The following is an 18,891-nucleotide window of genomic DNA, read 5'->3' as shown; positions in this document are numbered from 1 at the left end:
TCAACCCAAAACTAAAATGGAAACCACTGTATTGAAAAAAATTTGGTTATCTCCACCTCACATGGGAAACAACGAGGAAGTCTATGTGAAGGAAGCCTTTGATACCAATTGGATCGCTCCCTTAGGCCCCAACGTGCAGCGATTTGAACAATCTATAGAAGAATTTGTTGGAAACGATGTCCATGCAGCGTGCATGAGTTCAGGAACGGCAGCCATACATTTGGGGCTGCAGTTGCTAGGTGTAAGCGCAGGGGATGAGGTACTTTGTCAAAGCTTCACTTTTGCGGCCTCGGCAAATCCCATTACATACCTTGGCGCCTCTCCCATTTTTATCGATAGCGAGGAAGAAACTTGGAACATTTCGCCCATATTGTTGGAACAGGCCATCAAGGATCGATTGGCCAAAGGGAAGAAACCAAAGGCCATTGTGGCGGTCCATTTGTATGGAATGCCCTATAAGGTGGATGAAGTCCATGCCATAGCCCAGCAATATGATATCCCTGTCATTGAAGATAGTGCAGAAGCATTGGGAAGTTCTTACAAGGGTTTAAACTGCGGAAGTCTGGGTGACATTGGTATTTTGTCCTTCAACGGGAACAAGATCATTACCACTTCGGGTGGAGGGGCAATGCTGTGCAAGGATAAGGCGCTAAAGGAAAAAGCGGTCTTTTTGGCCACCCAAGCCAGGGACAATGCGCCACATTATCAGCATTCGCACATAGGGCACAATTACAGAATGAGCAATGTTCTGGCCGGGATCGGCAGGGGGCAAATGGAAGTGCTCCAGAACCGAGTGGATGCAAGGAGAAACAATTTTGAATATTATATAGAACACTTGTCAGGCATTCCGGGCATTACGTTTGCCATGGAACCCAAGGGCAGCTATTCCAATAGATGGCTCACCTGCATTTTGACCCCTTCTTTTGAGGATAGGGAGAGAATTCGAAAGGCTTTGGAAAACGAGAACATAGAGTCAAGGCCTCTGTGGAAACCCATGCATGCACAGCCTGTTTTTGAAGATGCCATATCTTACGTCAACGGCGTGAGTGAGGCACTTTTTGAAAGAGGCCTGTGCTTGCCTAGCGGTTCCAGTTTGATGGAAGAAGATTTGGAAAGGGTTTGCAACATCATAAAAAAAGAGCTTAGATGATCAAAGAATACTTTTTTAGAAGGGGCAGGCGTTACGCATCCAAATGGACGGTACTTTTCATAGACCTTTGTATCGTTTCAGTGTCCTTTATTTTGGCTTATTTCATAAGGTTCAATTTGAGCTTCAATTTTGATGTGGGAAGTCTCTGGACCCAGCTTCCCGTGGTAGTGTTCCTTTTTTTATTGGCGTTCCTTGTTTCTGGAAGTTATAAAGGAGTGGTTCGGCACACGGGAATCAAAGATGTCTATGCCATATTCAACGCTGTATGTTTGGCAAGTATAGGTGCCATTGGGGCAGTTTTGGCCAATAGGTATATGGAAGTAGTGGATGGGTTTACCATACCACTTTCCATCATCATTATCAATAGTTTGTTGACTTTCATCACTTTGGCTACATCCCGATACGTGTTCAAGATCTGTTATGAAAGCTTGATGAACAATAACTCAGGGCCTACCAAGAACCTCATGATTTATGGTGCAGGCGAGTCGGGCATCATCACCTATAATACGTTGACCAACCATTCCCAAATGGGGGTGAAGGTCATGGGATTTGTGGACAACAACCTTCAAAAGGTTGGAAAGCAGATCAATGGGGTGAAAGTGTATGATAAGAGCATACTTACCAAAGAATTTGTAAAGTTCCATAATATATCCGAGGTCATATTTTCCATTCAGACCATCAGCCCAAAGCAATTACGGACTTTGGTCAACGAGATTGTGGACCTTCCCGTTAAAGTAAAGATTGTTCCTCCCGTAGAGGATTGGATCAATGGTGAACTGAAGGTCTCGCAGATCAAAAGAGTACAGATTGAGGATCTTTTGGACAGGCCCCCCATTGAGATCAAGAACAGTAAGGTGATGAAAGACTTTGATGATAAGGTCATCATGGTCACAGGTGGAGCGGGATCTATTGGAAGTGAGTTGGTCAGGCAGATCTGTAAATACAACTATCGATCATTGATTGTGATCGATCAGGCCGAATCTGCACTTTATGATCTTCAACAGGAATTGAAACAAGCTGGCTTTTTCAACTTCTTGCCCATAGTTGGGGACATCCGCGACAAGAACAAGATGCGCGTACTGTTTGAGGAGCATAGACCGGATAGGATTTTCCATGCCGCTGCATACAAACATGTGCCGCTCATGGAGCAAAACCCATACGAGGCGGTCAAGATCAATGTGGCGGGCACAAAGACCATTGTTGACCTTTCCGTGGAATACAATGTGGAGAAATTTGTTTTTGTCTCCACGGACAAAGCAGTGAACCCCACCAATATTATGGGGGCCACCAAGCGGATAGCCGAAATGTATATCAGCTGTAGACAGCAAGAAGGGAAAACCAAGTTCATCACCACCCGTTTTGGGAATGTATTGGGATCCAATGGGTCTGTAATACCATTGTTCAGGAAACAAATTGAGAAGGGTGGGCCTTTAACGGTTACGCACAAGGATATTACCCGATATTTTATGACCATTCCAGAGGCATCCCAGTTGGTATTGGAAGCCGGTGCCATGGGCAAGGGTGGGGAAATCTTCATCTTTGACATGGGCGAATCCGTCAAGATCATGGATTTGGCCAAGAACATGATTCGATTGTCAGGGCTACATTACCCAGATGATATCGATATCAAGGTAACAGGTCTCAGACCCGGTGAGAAACTCTATGAAGAGTTGCTGGCCAATGGGGAGAACACCTTGCCAACGTACCATGACAAGATCATGATCAGCAAGGTCAGGGAAATAGATTATTCCAGGACCAAGAACATGATAGATGAGCTTTGTATTTCAAACCTTTTCTTCAAGGACAATGTGGTGCAATTGATGAAAAGTATTGTGCCAGAATACATATCCAACAATTCCGATTTTTGTAAATTGGACAACAAAAAGGATCAAGACCTTGGCCAGAAAAAGCCGTCAAAGGCTGAATTTCTCAACTAAATACTAAAAATGTATACATCAATGTTCCAAAAAATAAAAGTTGCATGTTTCCTTGGAGCAACATGCATAGTTGCTTCATGCACATCTACCAAAGACGTTGTTTATTTTCAAGATGCCGACCAATTTGAGACTCTGGTTGACGACAATACCTTTAGCACCAAGTTCAAGGTTGACGACTTGGTAAGCATTCATGTATCAACTTTGGACCCAGAAGCCAGTGCGCCATTTAATTTGTTCAGAGGTGCAGAGGAAGGCATTGGGATGCGTCCTGAGCAGGTCAATTATTTAGTGGATAAAAATGGTGAAATCGACTTCCCAGTCATTGGTAAGGTTAAAATTGAAGGTCTTTCGCCTAGTGAGACCAAGGATTTGCTAAGGGAAAAAATGGCAGATTATCTCAAGGATCCCATAATCAACATTAGGATCAGGAATTTTACGGTAACAATTTTGGGAGCCGTTAACCGACCAGGGACATACCCTATAAACGGAGAGCAAATTACCATTATGGAGGCATTGGGATATGCAGGGGATATAGGAATTAAGGGTAGAAGGGACAATGTTATGGTCATTCGTGACTTTGATGGCACCAAAGTGTACAATAGAATCAACCTAAACCAAAAGGAATCTTTGAAGTCACCAGTATATTATTTGACCCAGAATGACGTGGTCTACGTGGAGCCTAATAAATCTGGTAAGACGCAATCGAATTTTGACCAAAGAGCATCTATTGCCGTTTCAATCATTTCTGTATTGATCACATCAACTGTAGTGTTGTTGACAAGAAATTAATATATCAAGTCACGGGTAACCCCAAGATTATTATTCCCCAAAGGATATGAACAAAAAAGAAATTGACCTGAAAGGCCTTGTCAATGCCTATTTAAAACAATGGAAGTGGTTTGTGTTGTCCGTTTTCATAACCTGTTTGATGGCATTTATATATTTGAGATACACCATACCTCAGTACGAGGCTTATGCCAAGATTCAAATATTGGAGGATAAAGGAGCTGCTTCCGAGTTGTCCATATTGAAAGATCTTGATGTTTTTTCAGGAGGAAGTGGTGCCCCGAAAATCGTAGATGAGATAGAATTGCTAAAGGCCAGGGAAAACTTTATCAAGGTCATCAAAAAGCTTAAATTAAATGTTGGTTATTTCGTTACGGGCAACATAAGGGACAACGAGATTTATGGATCCAAATATCCGTTTGCCATAAATTTTCTTTCTCCAGACTCAATCATCAATAAATTTGAGCATACTTTCTATGTGAAGATTATTTCTGCTACTGAGTTCAATTATTCAGAAGAAGAAGAAGGTGCCTTCGAGAAATATGCCTTTGGTTCAAATATAAAGACCAAAATAGGTGATATCATACTTGTGCCCGAAAATCAGAACCTGCCCTTGTACAAAAATGAAACGATTAGAATTGAAGTAAAACCATTACCATTGTTGGTGGAAAAATTAAGGGCATCTACAAAGATGAAGGTAGCTGCGGAATTTTCCAATATCATTGATATTTCGATGATGGACTCCAAAAAGGAAAGGGCAATCGATATATTGAACAACTTGGTCGAAATCAATAATGAGAATGCCGTGGCGGATAAAAAGGCTATAGCAGATAGAACATCACAGTTCATCAACGATCGAATATCAGAAATCTATACCAACCTATCATCCGTTGATGAAACCGCTGAATCTTTTAAAGAAAGTAGGGGAATTGCTGACTTGGGCTCTCAATCAAATGTGAATTTCTCTCAAAGTGCAGCAGGTGAAAAACAGCTACAGGAAACCAGTATCCAATTGAATATAGCCAACTCTATGAAGGATTTGGTCAGTGATCAAGGCAATTATGATTACATCCCGACCAATGTTGGGTTGAACGACCCTGGAATTGCAAGCGCAGCCCAACAATATAATGAACTTGTGGCTCAAAGGAATAGATTGTTGAAAAGCTCAAATGAGAAAAACCCAGTAATTGTTAAACTCGATCAACAACTGGATGGTCTTAGAAGAGGTATGCAGTCTAGCTTGAACAACGTGACCAATAATTTGGATTTACAAGTCAACAGTTTGAGCAAGCAACTATCCCAAATCAATTCGAGGATATATGCAGCACCAAGTAACGAAAGGGCCTTAAGGGATATTTCCAGAAAACAGCAGACTACAGAATCCTTGTACCTGTACCTGCTCCAAAAGCGTGAAGAATCTCAAATCACATTTGCATCGGCCACCCCTAAATCCAAAATAATCAACTATGCCTATAGTTCGACGTTTCCCATGACTCCAAAAAACAAAATTGTTTATCTGGCAGCACTGATGCTTGGGCTTTTGATTCCCTTTTCTATCATTTATGTAAACGATGTGCTGGACGACAAGATTCACAATAAGATAGATTTGGAGTCCATAGCGGGTGATGTCACTGTATTGGCCGAGCTTCCCAAGCTTGGTAAAAAGGAGAGTAAGGTCATCCTTACGGAAGACCGGTCTGTATTGGCGGAGTCTATGCGAATCCTGAGGACAAATTTGGACTACATATTGAAGTCCAAAACAAAGACTATGGATCGGGCGCAAGTGGTATTTGTGACTTCCAGTGTTCCTGGCGAAGGGAAAACTTTCGTGTCATCCAACTTGGCAACAATTTTTGCAAATACAGGTAAAAAAGTATTGTTGATAGGCGCTGATATCCGCAACCCAAAACTGTATACATTCTTTTCCGAAACCTTGAACGCAGATGGATCAGGAATCAAACCCAAGAGAAATGTAGGTAAAGGACTGACGGAATACCTATTCGACAACTCGCTTTCAGAAAAGGAAATCATCGTAGGTACTGAAACAAACACCAACGATATAGACGTCATCTATTCTGGAAAGATACCACCAAATCCAGCAGAATTGTTGATGAGCGACAGGATGAAGGAGTTGTTTGAAAAAATGTCCGGTCTCTATGACTACATTATCGTGGATACGGCACCAGTGATGGTGGTCACAGATACCTTGCTCATCAGCCAATATGCAGATCAGGTGCTCTATGTCACCAAAGCCAATGTGACAGAGAAAAAGATCATAGAGTATCCATTAAAACTCAAAAACGAAGGCAAGCTCAAGCACCTTTCCTTTGTGGTCAATGGGGTGAAACAATCCAACCTCGGGTATGGCGGAAAGTATGGCTACGGGTATGGAAAGACCATCAAAAAATGGTGGAGCTTTTCGTAATCAATAAAAAGTCTCTATCGTATTTTCAATAACGGGAAGCAAAAGGTTCAAAGTTTTGTTCTGAATCCTGATTTCCTTCAATAGTTCCAGATGTCGCATATTGTGGACATCGGAACCCACAAAATCCACCAAATGGTCCTGTAACAGTTTCAGGGCCATTTTTTGTACACCGCTGCCATAGGATTCTGGGGTCAATGACAACAGGTTCAGTTGGAACTGGATGCCATTCGCCCTCATTTTTTGATAGGTCCCATATTTGTGGTGAAAGTACATGTACCGCTCCGGATGGGCCAGAACAGGAAAATACTTGGCCTTGGCCATTTTCTCCACAGCAATCTCAAAATTGAAGGAAGGTTGCAGGTACGACATTTCAATCAAAAGATAAGAATCCTTCAAGGCCATGACCTGGCCATTTTCCAGAATGGTCTCAAAATTGTCATCGATCATATGCTCGGCCGCACAAGCAATGGAAGTGTTGGTGAGAGGACTCTTTTCCAATTTGGCCATCAGGGCCTTGTGGGCCTCTCTGATGGTCTTTGGCGTGTTGTCATAATGGTTGTGCATGATGTGGGGCGTACAGATAAAATGGGTCACACCCATCTCACCGAACCCTTTGAGCAGTTCCATGGAATCATCAACTGTTTTTGCCCCGTCATCAATACCGGGAAGGATATGGTTGTGCATATCCACCAGACCATGTAGATAATCGACCAGATAGGTCTTCTTCTGAAAAAAACTGAACATGCCTAAAATTTGGAGTGTAAAGATAAACGATATGAACGAATGCGCACCGCAAGATGATCATGGGATAAAAAAACGTCAGGTCCACCTTTAAAGGCAGACCTGACGGATTCGCTACTGTGAATGTATTGTATCAAACTAAACTCAGGACCAATATAGGTTCCCGAACAACACGGATGGATTAAGAAAAAGACAAAAAGACTAATGAAAGATTAATACGCTTAACCAAGGCGTAAATAGCTGGTGTTTTTTTGTTTATTTAGCACCATGCTGACCAAGAGAAATCTGTATGTTTTTGTTTTTGCGGTGTCCGTGGTGGGCCTTTTTGTGGTTCAGTACCAGTATTTGAGAGTAGGCTTGGGCTTGGCCAAGGCCCAATTTTCAGAAAAGATGGATGGGGTCAGGACCAACATAGGGAAGGAACTCTCCGAGTTCAATTCCTTGACCTATACCATCGGAAACACCATCAGAAAGGACACTTCGGAAGTCAAGTTCGGTCTGGACAGCCTCCAAAGAGCATCCCAATACTATCTCAACGATTACATTTCCTATCAATTGGGCGTTTCCGGGATAGATGCACCATTCACCTATTCCCTCTACACCAGGGATTCCACAGCGTATCTTGGGTCGGCCAAGCAGCACCTGAGAGGGGAGGACATGCTTACCTATCCCATCAAGATTGAGGGGTATTTGCCCGAACTTTTGCAGAAAGAAATCATTTTGGAACTTGGCTTTCAGGACCTGAACAGGTACTTTTTGGGTCAGTTGAAAGGGCTTACCATTCCGAGCATTTTTTTTCTTATAGCGATCATCGTTGTGGTTATCTGGGTGTTGCGCTCTTTTTATTGGCAGAGCAGCCTGATCACCACCACCAACGATTTTATCAATAACTTGACCCACGAGCTAAAGACCCCTGTATTTTCCATAGGACTTGCCAGCAAAATTCTGGAAGAGAATGTCACGGAAGATAAAAGACCTGTGGTGGAACTCATCCGAAGGGAAACAGAACGATTGAAAGGGCATATTGACAAAGTATTGGAACTGTCCAGTTTGGAGTCGGGCAAAAAACTGATGCAGTTCGCCAAAATTGATTTCAGGCCGGTACTGCTCAAAGTATGCGACGATTTTACCCTCCTCGCCAAGCATGAGAAAATCGATTTTGGATATCAACTGCAAGAAGGGCCCTATACCATACGTGCCGAAAAGTTCCATTTGGAAAATGTGGTCGGTAACCTATTGGAAAACGCCAAAAAATATTCGGACGACCCTGTGGTGCGATTGGAGGCCCATAAACAAAAAGGAAGGCTCCACATAAGCGTGTCGGACAACGGGCAGGGCATTGCAAAAGAGGACAAGAAGAAAATATTTCGGAAATACTACCGGGTAAAAAACGGTAATGTGCACAAGGTGAAGGGGCATGGACTGGGCCTTTCTTATGTGCAAAAGATAGTGAGGATGCACCGTGGGAAGATCACGGTGGAAAGTAAACTGGGAGAGGGCACCACATTTGTCGTTTCCTTAAAATTGACCAACAATGGATAAAAAATACAACTTGATCTTGGTAGAGGATGATGCTTCGCTGGGATATCTACTTTCAGAATATTTGGGAATGAAGGGGTTTGTGGTCACCTGGGCAAAAAATGGCCAAGATGCCCTCCTGAAGACCGAGACCAATGTCTTTGACCTTGCCATTTTGGATGTGATGCTGCCGGACATGGACGGTTTTGAACTCTCCCAAAAGATTAAGGGTATCAACCCCGAACTGCCTTTCATTTTCCTTACCGCCCGCTCGCTCAAAATAGATGTGCTCAAAGGATTCTCATTGGGTGCAGTGGACTATTTGAAGAAGCCCATTGATGAGGAAGAGCTTGTGGTGCGCATCAATGCATTATTGGCCCGTTTGGTGACGGAGACCGATGAAGCCCCCCAACTTTCCCATTATGAAATAGGGGACTATACCCTGGACACGGACAATTTTGAACTCAGGTACAAAGGGGAGATCGTGAAGCTGACCGGAAAGGAATTTGACCTACTGGCCCTTTTGGCAATGAACCAGAACCAACTCTGTACCCACAAGGAAATCCTCACCACCATTTGGGACAAGAACGATTACTTCAACAAAAAGAGCCTCAACGTTTTCATATCCCATTTGCGGAAACATTTGGGAAGGGATTCCCGATTGAGTATAGTGAATGTCAACCGAAGGGGATTCATGCTTCGGGTGGAAGAAAAATAAACGAATGAACATGGCTTGGTTTTTGTGGCCCATTTGGATGACCGAACCCAACCTTAGTTTTTTGTAATGTTCAATTTTTTTCGAAATAATACCCCAAAAGCCTCATTGCTGCAATTGGACCATCTCTATATGAATGCCATATCCAAATTGTCCGTCAATGAGAAGATAGCGTACTGCCAACGACTGATTGAAAGTTCCGAGTACCAATTGGCACAGTCGTGCCCCAAAAAGGACGTGCCCCACCTGAAGAGTCTCATTGCGGCAGCGGATGAGGAAATCCATAAGTTGCAATCGCGATAGGTCCTGGTACCGCATTCCATTTTATGGATCGGAATTTGTAATTTTCCATCAAAGAGAATACCCGTGCATACCGTAGAACAGAAATTAAAGGAACGCATCAAGGAGCTGACCTGTCTTTATGAAGTCACTTCATTGATCGTGAACAGTGATTACGAGCAGATTGAAGAAGTCCTTCGGGCCATAGCATCGTGTATGCAAAGGGCATGGCAGTTCAATGAGGAGACCTATGTGGAGCTAAAAACCCCTTTGATCACCATAAGGACCGAGAAAAAAGCCGAGGAATATGTGTTTCTCCAATCTCCGATAAAGGTGTTCAATGAAGAACGGGGATATATAAAGGTAGGATACCCATCCCCCAAATACACGCTGGACGACTTTTTGGTCGAAGAAAAACAATTGTTGGACAATATTTGTCTGGAAGTAGGCAACTTGTTGGAGCGAAAGGAAATCAAGGAAAACCAAGAAGCAATCCGCAGACAGGTGGAGCAGGGTGATCGATTGCGCATTCTTGGCGAGATAACCGCTGGGATAGCCCACGAACTCAATACCCCATTGGCCAATATTTTGGGCTTTACGGAATTGCTGAAAGAACGGGTGGAAGGAGACCCCAAGGCGGAAAAGGATCTGGACAAGATCATCACCAACACCATTTTTTCACGGGAAGTGGTCAAAAAGCTCATGTTCTTTGCCTGCGAAATGCCCCAAGAAAGAACCCGTCTCAACATTGTGCCCGTAATCGAGGATGCCATAGATCTGTTGCGCACCACATTGCGACAGAATGATATCAACTGTAAACTCATCACGAACAAAAAGGAAATCGTCCTTAAAATGGACAAGATCCAACTCACCCAGGTCTTGTTCAACCTTATTGTGAACGCCATTTATTTTTCCCCGCCACAGAGCACTATTTTGGTCGAAGTGAGGGAGAAAGAAGCGGATGTGGTCCTGAAAATTTCAGATGAGGGCACGGGCATACCCAAGGACAAGGCAGAAACCGTTTTCGCTCCATTCTTCACCACAAAACCAGTGGGAGAGGGTAGCGGCCTTGGACTCAGTGTGGTGCATGGTATCGTGAAGAGTCATCAGGGAACGATAGCGCATTCGCCCAATACCCCCAAAGGCACTATCTTTACCATCAAATTTCCCAAAACCCTCTAAAGGACATGCTCAAAAAGGAAAACATTTTGCTGGTGGATGATGACATCCAGATTTTGGAACTCTTGCACCGGCATCTGAATTCCATGCATTACCATACGTACAGTGCGGTTTCGGTAAAAGAAGCCCTCTACATCCTCAAGGATACGGAAATAGACCTGCTCATCACCGACATCAATATGCCGGAGATCAACGGGATCCAATTGATCAAATACACTGCCGAGCATTTTCCCGATATGCCCAAGTTGGTCGTCACTGGCTTTCCTTCCATTGACGATGCCATGGACGTGTTCAGGTCCGGGGCCACGGAATATCTTACCAAACCCTTCACCAAGAACGAATTGGCAGATGCGGTCAAAAAATCCTTGGAAAGTAGGTCCCCAAAGAAAACCGCAAAGAAAGCGACACCCAAACAGGGCCATGGTTATGGGGAAATGATAGGAGCTTCCGAAGCGTTCTCGGAAATCGTTGAGATCATCGAGCGCGTGAAGGACAACCACGCCACAATCTTGGTCCAAGGGGAGAGCGGTACCGGAAAAGAATTGGTGGCAAGGTCCATCCATTATTCGGGGAGGTTCGCGCGGGCACCCTTCATTCCGGTCAACTGTGGGGCCATTCCTGAAAACCTTTTGGAAGCAGAGCTTTTCGGCTACACCAAAGGTGCTTTCACGGGGGCCAATGAGACCCGAAAAGGGTTTTTCCAAGCAGCGGACAATGGCACCATTTTTTTGGACGAGATCGGAAATGCATCCTTGGCCGTCCAGGGAAAATTGTTGCGGGTGCTCCAAGAAAAGGAAGTGACCAAAGTGGGCTCGCAGAAACCCGAAAAACTCAACGTGAGGGTCATTGCGGCCACCAACAGCAACTTGGAGGAGCTTATCCAAAAGAAACTTTTTCGGGAAGATCTGTACTATCGGTTGACGGTGGTTTCCATTGTGGTCCCCCCACTCAGGGAAAGGGTCACGGACATTCACTTGCTGGTGGACAGGTTCCTGCAAAAATATGGCGTGGAATACAGGGATCGCTTGGTCCGTATGTCCCCAGAAGCGTTGAAGATTTTGGAACGTTATCCCTGGCCGGGCAACATCCGTGAACTGGAGAATGTGGTACAGCGCGCCGTTATCATGTGCGATGGTCTGGTAGAGGTCAAGCACTTGCCAGAACAGGTAAAGTACAAGATCGAGTTTTCCGAAGAAGCCTTGAGACCCTTGAAAGAGGTCGAAAGGGAGCATATCACCAAAGTACTGGCCTCCACAGGAAACAATAAGACGAAGGCCGCCGAAATTCTTGGCATAGACCGCAAGACCCTTCGGGAAAAACTCAAATAATTCACTGGGGAAAAACTCCCCATGCGGGTAAAAATTCCCCAGAACATCTCTTCAGATTGATTTTCGATTAATCCATAATAATCTGATTTTCAATTTATTGAAAATGGATATTCTTTTCATTTCTTTTTGGGCATACGGTTTGCCCTATTCTGCCAAATAACCGACCACATTGACTTTTCGAATTGGAAATGCCATGTTTTGTGTAGCATCCGAAGTAGGGGATGGTGTGAAAACGGTGCTCGAAAAGCAGAAAACCACTAAAGACCAAATATGAAGCGGAATGATCTGATCATGGAGAAATCGGATTACGTGGCCATAAAAAAGGTATTGAACTTTCACAAGCACTACCAGGATTATGCCCACAAAGAAACCTTGGATGCACTGAGGGAGCAATTGGAAAACACCATGATCTTGGACGCTGCCGAACTGCCCAAGGGAGTCGTTAGGCTCAGGTCCAAAGTGACCGTCGCCACGAAATCGGGCTGGTGGAACACCTTTCAGGTGATGTTGCATGATGATGGGGACAACAAGGAAGGACAGATTTCAGTGAAGAGCACCTTGGGAGCCGCACTGATAGGCAGAAGCATAGGCGATGTTGTGCTGGTGGGGATGCCCAATAGCCCTCTGAGTCTCGAGATCAAGGAAGTGAAATGGGCCATAAACGAAGATGAAGAGCTGCCCATGCTAAAGGAGTGAACATTTAAATTCAATTATATACACCTTAAATTCTGTTAGTTATGAAGAAATATTTTTTGTTTTTGGGATTGTTTATAGCGGCCTTGAACCTTCAGGCCCAAGACGTGGCGGTAGGGGATACTTTTGAGATAGGAAGGCCCGATTCCCCTCAATATGCCCATTTGGAGTTTCCAAGGGCCAATTTTATTGTCAAAAGAGGTGGGATTGCCAACTATAAAAGTGTAGAAGGCCAAAAAGTGGTTGTTACTTCGATTAAGGAGAAGAAAGATGGAACCAAGGTGGTAAAGATCAAAAGGGCCGACGGAAACCGATTTTTTGGAAGCCATTGGTCAGTGGCCGCCAATGTTGAGAAAGCTCTGGAGTCCGGAGAACTGCTCAAAATATAGATTGATGTGATGTACTGTTCCCGGCTCTCCGTTCTCTTTTTGGATTTGCTCATATGGGGGCCGGGATGTACTAACACCTATTCGGAAAAATGATGATCTAAAATAACATCACCTTGTTTGAACCCAAGATCATATCGGGAGAATCCAAAAAGCGGCGTTTTCGCTTCGCTATGGTGTTGGGAATCTCCTTTTTGTTGATTTTGGCAGCCCACCTTATCGATTACAAGTACCTCTCCAATGTGAGGCGCAACGTGAACTCCGTATATAACGATCGCGTCGTGGCGCAAGATTACATTTACCAGCTCAGTAATCTCTTCTACCAAAAGCAGTTGTCCATGGGCGAAAATAGGAGCGATTCGCACTGGCACAATCAAAATGATTCCATTGACCGATTGCTGCTCCGTTTCTCCAAGACCGAACTTACCCGTAGTGAGGCTGGTTTTTTTATCGATCTTCAAAAAAACTATGTGGAACTGATGTCCCTTGAAACGGTACTGTCCTCTGGACCAAAAGGTCCCACATTGGATATACGCCGGGACATAAAACGGGAATTGCAGGAAATCCGAAAGAATTTGGACGACCTGGAAAGCGTCCAGTTCACGGAAGGCGGACAAATGACCCAAAACTCCAACCGCTCCCTGGGGATGAACGCATTTTTATCCAAAATGGAGTTGGCCTTTTTGATTGTAAACGGTGTTGTGCTCCTCTATATGGTCCTCTTGGGCACCAACCTGATGCGAAAAGTGAACTGAACCTACCTATTATTAATATCCAAAAGTTTGATTGTGATTCCGATTTGCCCCAAATGGTACAGGTCGTGATGGACGATACCTTCCACCAGATATTTTAGCGTATGATTGGGTTTGTAGGTGTTGTTCTCCAGATAATCATCATCCTTCTCGGCGAGGCATGCGATCAATTCGGTTTGGCTATCACGGAGTGCAGCCTTTAACTTTTCCCATCCTATTTTTTTCAGTGCCTCATTGCTTTTCCAATTGTCAGGACTTTCAACGCTCAGGTCGGATTTCTGGCCTTGGAGTAATTTGATGGCATGTATGCGCCAGACCCAGATGTGGGCAATTAGTTCTGCCACACTATGGACTGCGGGAATAGGTCTTACAAAGGCCTGTGTTTCCGATATCGGTTCAATTTTGTTTTCCAAGTTGTCATCGTACCAGGTCTTTCCGTTCTGGATGTCCCTTAACTGGACGATGATATTTTCTGTAATTTTTATGCTCATCTGAATACCTGTTTTATTCTTTGTCCAAAAACTTTTCAATCATGGGGACAACGAGTTGACTTTCTTTAAAACCCGGTTGGATCGTGGTAATTTCCCCGATATATTCCCCATGTCCACCCGGGATGATGGCCAGTTCCGAATGGGCGATTTGTCGGTGGAGTTCCATGGCGTGTTCAGGAGTGATAATGTCCTTATCGCCAATAATGATCAGTGTGGGTGCTTGAATGGCTTCGATATGCCCGTCGGGAATATCCTTGAAATGTACCATCCGTTTGGCATCCCTATCATGCATCACCTGTAAGCCAGCACTATCCGCCGCCACTTCTTTGTAGGCAGTTTGGAGTTGCTCGGGCATGTGTTCCAGTTTCGATTGTTGCATAAAATCCCAAAACCATTCGGGAACCCCATGGCGTTTGGCGAGCGCGGAACCCAAAACCATTTTGTTGACCAATTCTGGGTGACGAATGGCAATCTGCAAGGTTGTTGTCCCGCCATTGCTGAAACCGAAAAAGTCGGCTTTGTCCACCTTTAGGTTATGAAGGAGTGTTGCAACATCGTCGGCATCCTGCTCAAAGGAAGAGTCCGTGCCCCTGTCGTTTGTGCGCCCGTGCGCCTGAAGCTCCACGGCAATCACCTGTCTGTTTTTAGCGAATAAGGGGATAACTTTTCCAAAATTGGAAGGAATAGTGGAACCGCCCCCATGGATCAAGACGAAGGGTTTTCCCTGTCCATCCGCTTGACCGGCCGGCAGGTGGATCTCATAATACATTTTTAGGCCGTTCACTTCGGAATATCCGCTGGTAAACGCCAGTTCTTCTGGTGCAGTGGGTTCCATTTTTTGGGGTTCAGTTTTTGTGTGGTTACATGCGGTCAAAATGAAAAGCAGCAAACCGAGAAGTGGGAAAGGTTGTTTCATTTTTATCGATGGGTTATCATGTTGTTGGTTTTACTACCTGTTCAAAGACCGTACGAAATTGAAAAAAAGGTGATTGGATCTTGGCTCTCTATGCATAAATCATAAAATCCATTCGCACCTACCAATTTACCATAAAATCAATAAAAAACACTAAGTTTAAAAAGGGAAAGCACACACGCTTCTCGTTCCATAAAACCACCATCAACCCATGAAAAAATCCATTCTCCTGACCCTATTATTGGCTTTAAGTTTAACCGTTTCCGCCACGGAGACCAAACTAATGATCAGGGCCAAGGCCAAGGACGCCAAATTTATAGGCAGTTCCATTGGCGGGGCCTACGTCATGGTCAGAAACAGCACCAACAATCAAATACTGGCCGAAGGCATTACCTCGGGCAGCACCGGGAACACGGACCTTATTATGAAGACGCCCATGGACCGCAATACCCAGCTTACGGATGAGAAGACTGCGGGCTTTTTGGCTGTGGTGGAGATTGACGAGCCCACTTTTGTACGCGTGGAGGTCGTTTCGCCCTACAACAAGAAAAATGCACAGGTACATGCCAGTACCGAACTGTGGCTTATCCCTGGAAAGGATATTTTGGGGGATGGCGTGGTGTTGGAGATCCCAGGTTTTATTATCGACATACTAACCCCTAACACCCATCAGTACATTCCGAAGCAATCCATTGGTGATGGGTTGGACATCCGTGCCAACATGGTGATGATGTGCGGTTGTCCCATAGAAAAAGACGGCACTTGGGATTCAACGCCCATGGAAGTGGTGGCCATCCTGAAAAAGGACGGAACTACGCTGGCCAAGATACCTTTGGACAACCCTTCGCGAAATGTTTTTGAAGGACGGATGGTGATAGCGGAGACGGGTTATTATGAAGTGACGGTCTATGCCTACGACCCCACCACAGGCAATACGGGAGTGGACAAGGTCAATTATGTAGTGACCGATTGATTTAACGGGGCATTTTTTCGACTTTTGTAAAACGATGAAAACAACCAGATGAAAAAGACCGTTCTCCTGTTTCTTGTGATTTCTCTTTCTTTCCTTTCGTGCCAACCCAAGCGTGTTGACTTATTGGATGTTGGAATACCCCTTGCCATGGCCGAGTACCGCAAGGAACAGGTTTCCGATGTGGTCTATGGCCTTTCTTTTGACATTCCCGAAGATAAAACGCAGCCAATTCCTGCAAAGCTGAAACTGGAACTGGAAATCCATGACCTTTCCCAACCCTTGTATCTCGATTTTAATGCAGATGCCAAGCTGTTGAAGCAACTGACGGTCAATGGCAACGAGCAGGAAATCCATCACAAAAAAGAACATTTGATCATCTCGGAAGGCCTCCAAAATGGCCATAATGTGATAGAAGTTTTGTTTGATGCGGGGGAGCAGTCCCTGAACCGTAATGAGGATTACCTCTATACGTTGTTGGTGCCGGAACGGGCGAGTACCCTTTTTCCTTGCTTTGACCAGCCCAACATCAAGGCTAACTATATTTTGGACGTCACGGCCCCAAAGGAGTGGAAAGTGCTTTGCGGAGCTACTTTGGAAAATAGGAAAGAAGAGGCGGACAAGGTACACTATCAGTTTGCGAAGAGCGACCCTATGAGCACTTATCTCTTTTCAATGGTTTCGGGCAAGTTTGAATCATCCACGGAGAACCCGGGCATCTTCGATATGACTTTTCTTTATCGGGAGAGCGACACGGCCAAGGTCAGACCCAGTTTGCCCATCGTTTATGATCTGCACCAGCGTTCCATTGATTTTTTACAAGGGTATACCGAATACGAATTTCCATTTCAAAAATTGGATTTTGCAGCCATTCCAGGTTTTCAATATGGAGGGATGGAGCATGTGGGGGCCATCCAATATCGGGAATCTTCCCTGTTTTTGGACGCCAGTGCCACCGAGCGACAACAGCTGGGCAGGGCCAAGCTCATTGCGCACGAAACAGCCCACATGTGGTTTGGTGATTTGGTCACCATGGATTGGTTCAACGATGTGTGGATGAAAGAGGTGTTCGCCAATTTTATGGCGGACAAGATCATCAACCCGACTTTTCCCGATGTCAACCATCAATTGCAATTCATGACCGCGCATTACCGGGGTGCCTATGCGGAGGACAGGACCCGTGGCACCAATCCTATCCGCCAACGGCTGGACAACCTGAAGAATGCGGGTAGTCTGTACGGCGGTATCATCTACAACAAAGCCCCGATCATGATGCGGCAATTGGAGGCAGCAATAGGGGAGGCCCGGTTTCGGGAAGGCATTCGGGAATACATCTCCCGATTTGCCTATGGCAATGCTACATGGAAAGATTTGGTGGAAATCTTGGACGAGAAAACGTCCAATGATCTGAAAAAATGGAGCGAGGTATGGGTAAACCAATCCGGAAGACCCATTTTCACAGAAGAAGTCACTTATGAAGAAGATAAGATAAAGCAGCTTTTCATTTCGCAGCAGGCGGAAGATGGAAGTGACAAGCTGTGGCCACAATCCTTTGAGATAACTTTGGTGTATCCAGACAGTGTGCTGGTGCTACCGGTTACCATTGCCGACAGTACGGCCATCGTGGCGCAAGCCGCTGGAAAACCGAGACCAGAGGCCATTCTCTACAATTCCAATGCCTTTGGCTATGGGATTTTTCCAATGGGGATTTCGGATTTCCCTACCATACAACGATTGGAAAATGAGGTAGCGAGGGGGCATGCCTATCTGAACACTTATGAGAATATCCTTTCGGGCGCTATTCCCCCAAAGAAAGGACTGGATTTTTTTGCCAAGGGGGTGCAAGCAGAGCGCAATGAGTTGATACATGGGATGTTGTGCGGTCAGGCCAGTGGTATTTTCTGGAGCTATCTTACAGTGGAAGAACGCAATAAAGAGCAGCCTTTGTTGGAAAAAATGTTGTGGGAACAACTGAAGAAAGGACAGCATACACCCAATATCAAGAAAAATCTTTTTGGTCTATGGAAAGGATTGGCCTATTCGGATGGGGCCAGAGCAAAGCTTTTCACCATTTGGAACAAGGCAGTGACCATACCGGACCTTAAATTGAACGAAGACGATTTTACCGATATGGCAATGACCTTGGCCCTTTTTGGGCACAAGGATACCGATAAAATCATGGAGAAGGCAAGGGCGCAATTGTCCAACCCCGACAAGGTAAAACGTTTTGACTTTTTGAGGCCTGCACTCTCCGCTGACGAATCGGAACGGGATGCCTTTTTTGTGTCTTTGAGTGATGCAAGCAATCGTGAAAAGGAATCGTGGGTGCTCACGGCTTGTGGGTATGTCCATCACCCTTTGCGACAGGCATCTGCGATCAGGCATTTGCCCTTGGCCTTGAAACTGCTGGAAGAGATTCAGAAAACAGGTGATATCTTCTTTCCCAAAGGGTGGCTCAGTAACACGGTTGGCCAATACCAATCGCCTGAGGCCTATTCCATGGTAGAGCATTTTTTGAAGGAAAACCCCAATCTGAACGAATCATTGAAAGGAAAACTCTTGCAGGCCACGGACGACCTGTACCGTTTTGTGGAAATGGGCAAGGAAAGGTCTATCGATTGAAAAGAA

General features: G+C 44.9%; 17 protein-coding genes. 14 read left to right on the top strand and 3 right to left on the bottom strand.

The annotated features are described in order from the left end of the window. Nucleotides 1-16: 16 nt before the first annotated feature. The 4 genes from DB398_RS12485 to DB398_RS12470 are packed head-to-tail and all read left to right on the top strand — an operon-like array spanning nt 17 to nt 6,298. The gene (locus tag DB398_RS12485) at nt 17-1,150 is read left to right on the top strand and encodes a DegT/DnrJ/EryC1/StrS family aminotransferase (protein ID WP_108424723.1); all 1,134 of its coding nucleotides are present in this window, start codon (nt 17-19) and stop codon (nt 1,148-1,150) included. Continuing rightward, nucleotides 1,147-3,087 carry a polysaccharide biosynthesis protein gene (locus tag DB398_RS12480; RefSeq protein WP_108424722.1) on the top strand — a complete coding sequence of 647 codons (1,941 nt, stop codon included), beginning with the start codon at nt 1,147-1,149 and terminating at the stop codon, nt 3,085-3,087. Before DB398_RS12485 ends, DB398_RS12480 begins: the two co-directional genes overlap by 4 nt. A gap of 9 nt (nt 3,088-3,096) precedes the next feature. After that, the gene (locus tag DB398_RS12475) at nt 3,097-3,876 is read left to right on the top strand and encodes a polysaccharide biosynthesis/export family protein (RefSeq protein WP_108424721.1); all 780 of its coding nucleotides are present in this window, start codon (nt 3,097-3,099) and stop codon (nt 3,874-3,876) included. A gap of 46 nt (nt 3,877-3,922) precedes the next feature. Then, nucleotides 3,923-6,298, top strand: coding sequence for a GumC family protein (locus DB398_RS12470; protein WP_108424720.1), 2,376 nt, complete (start codon nt 3,923-3,925; stop codon nt 6,296-6,298). Here the strand turns inward: DB398_RS12470 and DB398_RS12465 are convergent, their stop codons facing one another. Next, entirely contained in the window at nt 6,299-7,042 is a 744-nt protein-coding gene (locus DB398_RS12465) for a tyrosine-protein phosphatase (protein ID WP_108424719.1), read from the bottom strand. Between the two features lie 264 nt (nt 7,043-7,306). Between DB398_RS12465 and DB398_RS12460 the strand changes: the two genes are divergently transcribed. The 8 genes from DB398_RS12460 (at nt 7,307) to DB398_RS12425 (ending at nt 13,892) form a co-directional block, all read left to right on the top strand. Next, nucleotides 7,307-8,581 carry a sensor histidine kinase gene (locus DB398_RS12460; RefSeq protein WP_108424718.1) on the top strand — a complete coding sequence of 425 codons (1,275 nt, stop codon included), beginning with the start codon at nt 7,307-7,309 and terminating at the stop codon, nt 8,579-8,581. Next, nucleotides 8,574-9,275 carry a response regulator transcription factor gene (locus DB398_RS12455; RefSeq protein ID WP_108424717.1) on the top strand — a complete coding sequence of 234 codons (702 nt, stop codon included), beginning with the start codon at nt 8,574-8,576 and terminating at the stop codon, nt 9,273-9,275. The genes DB398_RS12460 and DB398_RS12455 overlap by 8 nt, the downstream gene beginning before the upstream one ends. A 66-nt stretch (nt 9,276-9,341) precedes the next feature. Continuing rightward, the gene (locus tag DB398_RS12450; protein ID WP_108424716.1) at nt 9,342-9,575 is read left to right on the top strand and encodes a hypothetical protein; all 234 of its coding nucleotides are present in this window, start codon (nt 9,342-9,344) and stop codon (nt 9,573-9,575) included. Nucleotides 9,576-9,638: 63 nt separating this feature from the next. Further along, nucleotides 9,639-10,733: a sensor histidine kinase gene (locus tag DB398_RS12445; RefSeq protein WP_108424715.1), complete on the top strand. Its 1,095-nt coding sequence runs from the start codon at nt 9,639-9,641 to the stop codon at nt 10,731-10,733. 5 nt (nt 10,734-10,738) lie between these two features. After that, on the top strand, nt 10,739-12,058 hold the full coding sequence (locus DB398_RS12440; RefSeq protein WP_108424714.1) for a sigma-54-dependent transcriptional regulator: 1,320 nt from the start codon (nt 10,739-10,741) through the stop codon (nt 12,056-12,058). 270 nt (nt 12,059-12,328) lie between these two features. Then, nucleotides 12,329-12,754, top strand: a complete 426-nt coding sequence (locus DB398_RS12435) for a GreA/GreB family elongation factor (RefSeq protein ID WP_108424713.1) — start codon at nt 12,329-12,331, stop codon at nt 12,752-12,754. A 41-nt stretch (nt 12,755-12,795) separates the two neighbouring features. After that, complete coding sequence (locus DB398_RS12430; protein ID WP_108424712.1) at nt 12,796-13,140, top strand: hypothetical protein; 345 nt, start codon at nt 12,796-12,798, stop codon at nt 13,138-13,140. A gap of 113 nt (nt 13,141-13,253) precedes the next feature. After that, on the top strand, nt 13,254-13,892 hold the full coding sequence (locus tag DB398_RS12425; protein WP_108424711.1) for an MCP four helix bundle domain-containing protein: 639 nt from the start codon (nt 13,254-13,256) through the stop codon (nt 13,890-13,892). A 2-nt stretch (nt 13,893-13,894) separates the two neighbouring features. Here the strand turns inward: DB398_RS12425 and DB398_RS12420 are convergent, their stop codons facing one another. After that, on the bottom strand, nt 13,895-14,380 hold the full coding sequence (locus DB398_RS12420; protein ID WP_108424710.1) for a DinB family protein: 486 nt from the start codon (nt 14,378-14,380) through the stop codon (nt 13,895-13,897). Nucleotides 14,381-14,393: 13 nt separating this feature from the next. Beyond that, the gene (locus tag DB398_RS12415; protein WP_199913392.1) at nt 14,394-15,215 is read right to left on the bottom strand and encodes an alpha/beta fold hydrolase; all 822 of its coding nucleotides are present in this window, start codon (nt 15,213-15,215) and stop codon (nt 14,394-14,396) included. A 289-nt stretch (nt 15,216-15,504) separates the two neighbouring features. Between DB398_RS12415 and DB398_RS12410 the strand changes: the two genes are divergently transcribed. Further along, complete coding sequence (locus DB398_RS12410; protein WP_108424708.1) at nt 15,505-16,266, top strand: hypothetical protein; 762 nt, start codon at nt 15,505-15,507, stop codon at nt 16,264-16,266. Between the two features lie 48 nt (nt 16,267-16,314). Continuing rightward, nucleotides 16,315-18,885 (top strand): M1 family metallopeptidase, encoded by a 2,571-nt coding sequence (locus DB398_RS12405; RefSeq protein ID WP_108424707.1) that lies wholly within the window; start codon nt 16,315-16,317, stop codon nt 18,883-18,885. Nucleotides 18,886-18,891: the final 6 nt, after the last annotated feature.

Origin of the sequence: Flagellimonas amoyensis (genome assembly GCF_003058265.1) — a bacterium.
GTDB lineage: Bacteria > Bacteroidota > Bacteroidia > Flavobacteriales > Flavobacteriaceae > Flagellimonas > Flagellimonas amoyensis.
Note: the sequence above shows the minus strand (reverse complement) of the source record. Positions and strands in the feature narration are given on the sequence as shown.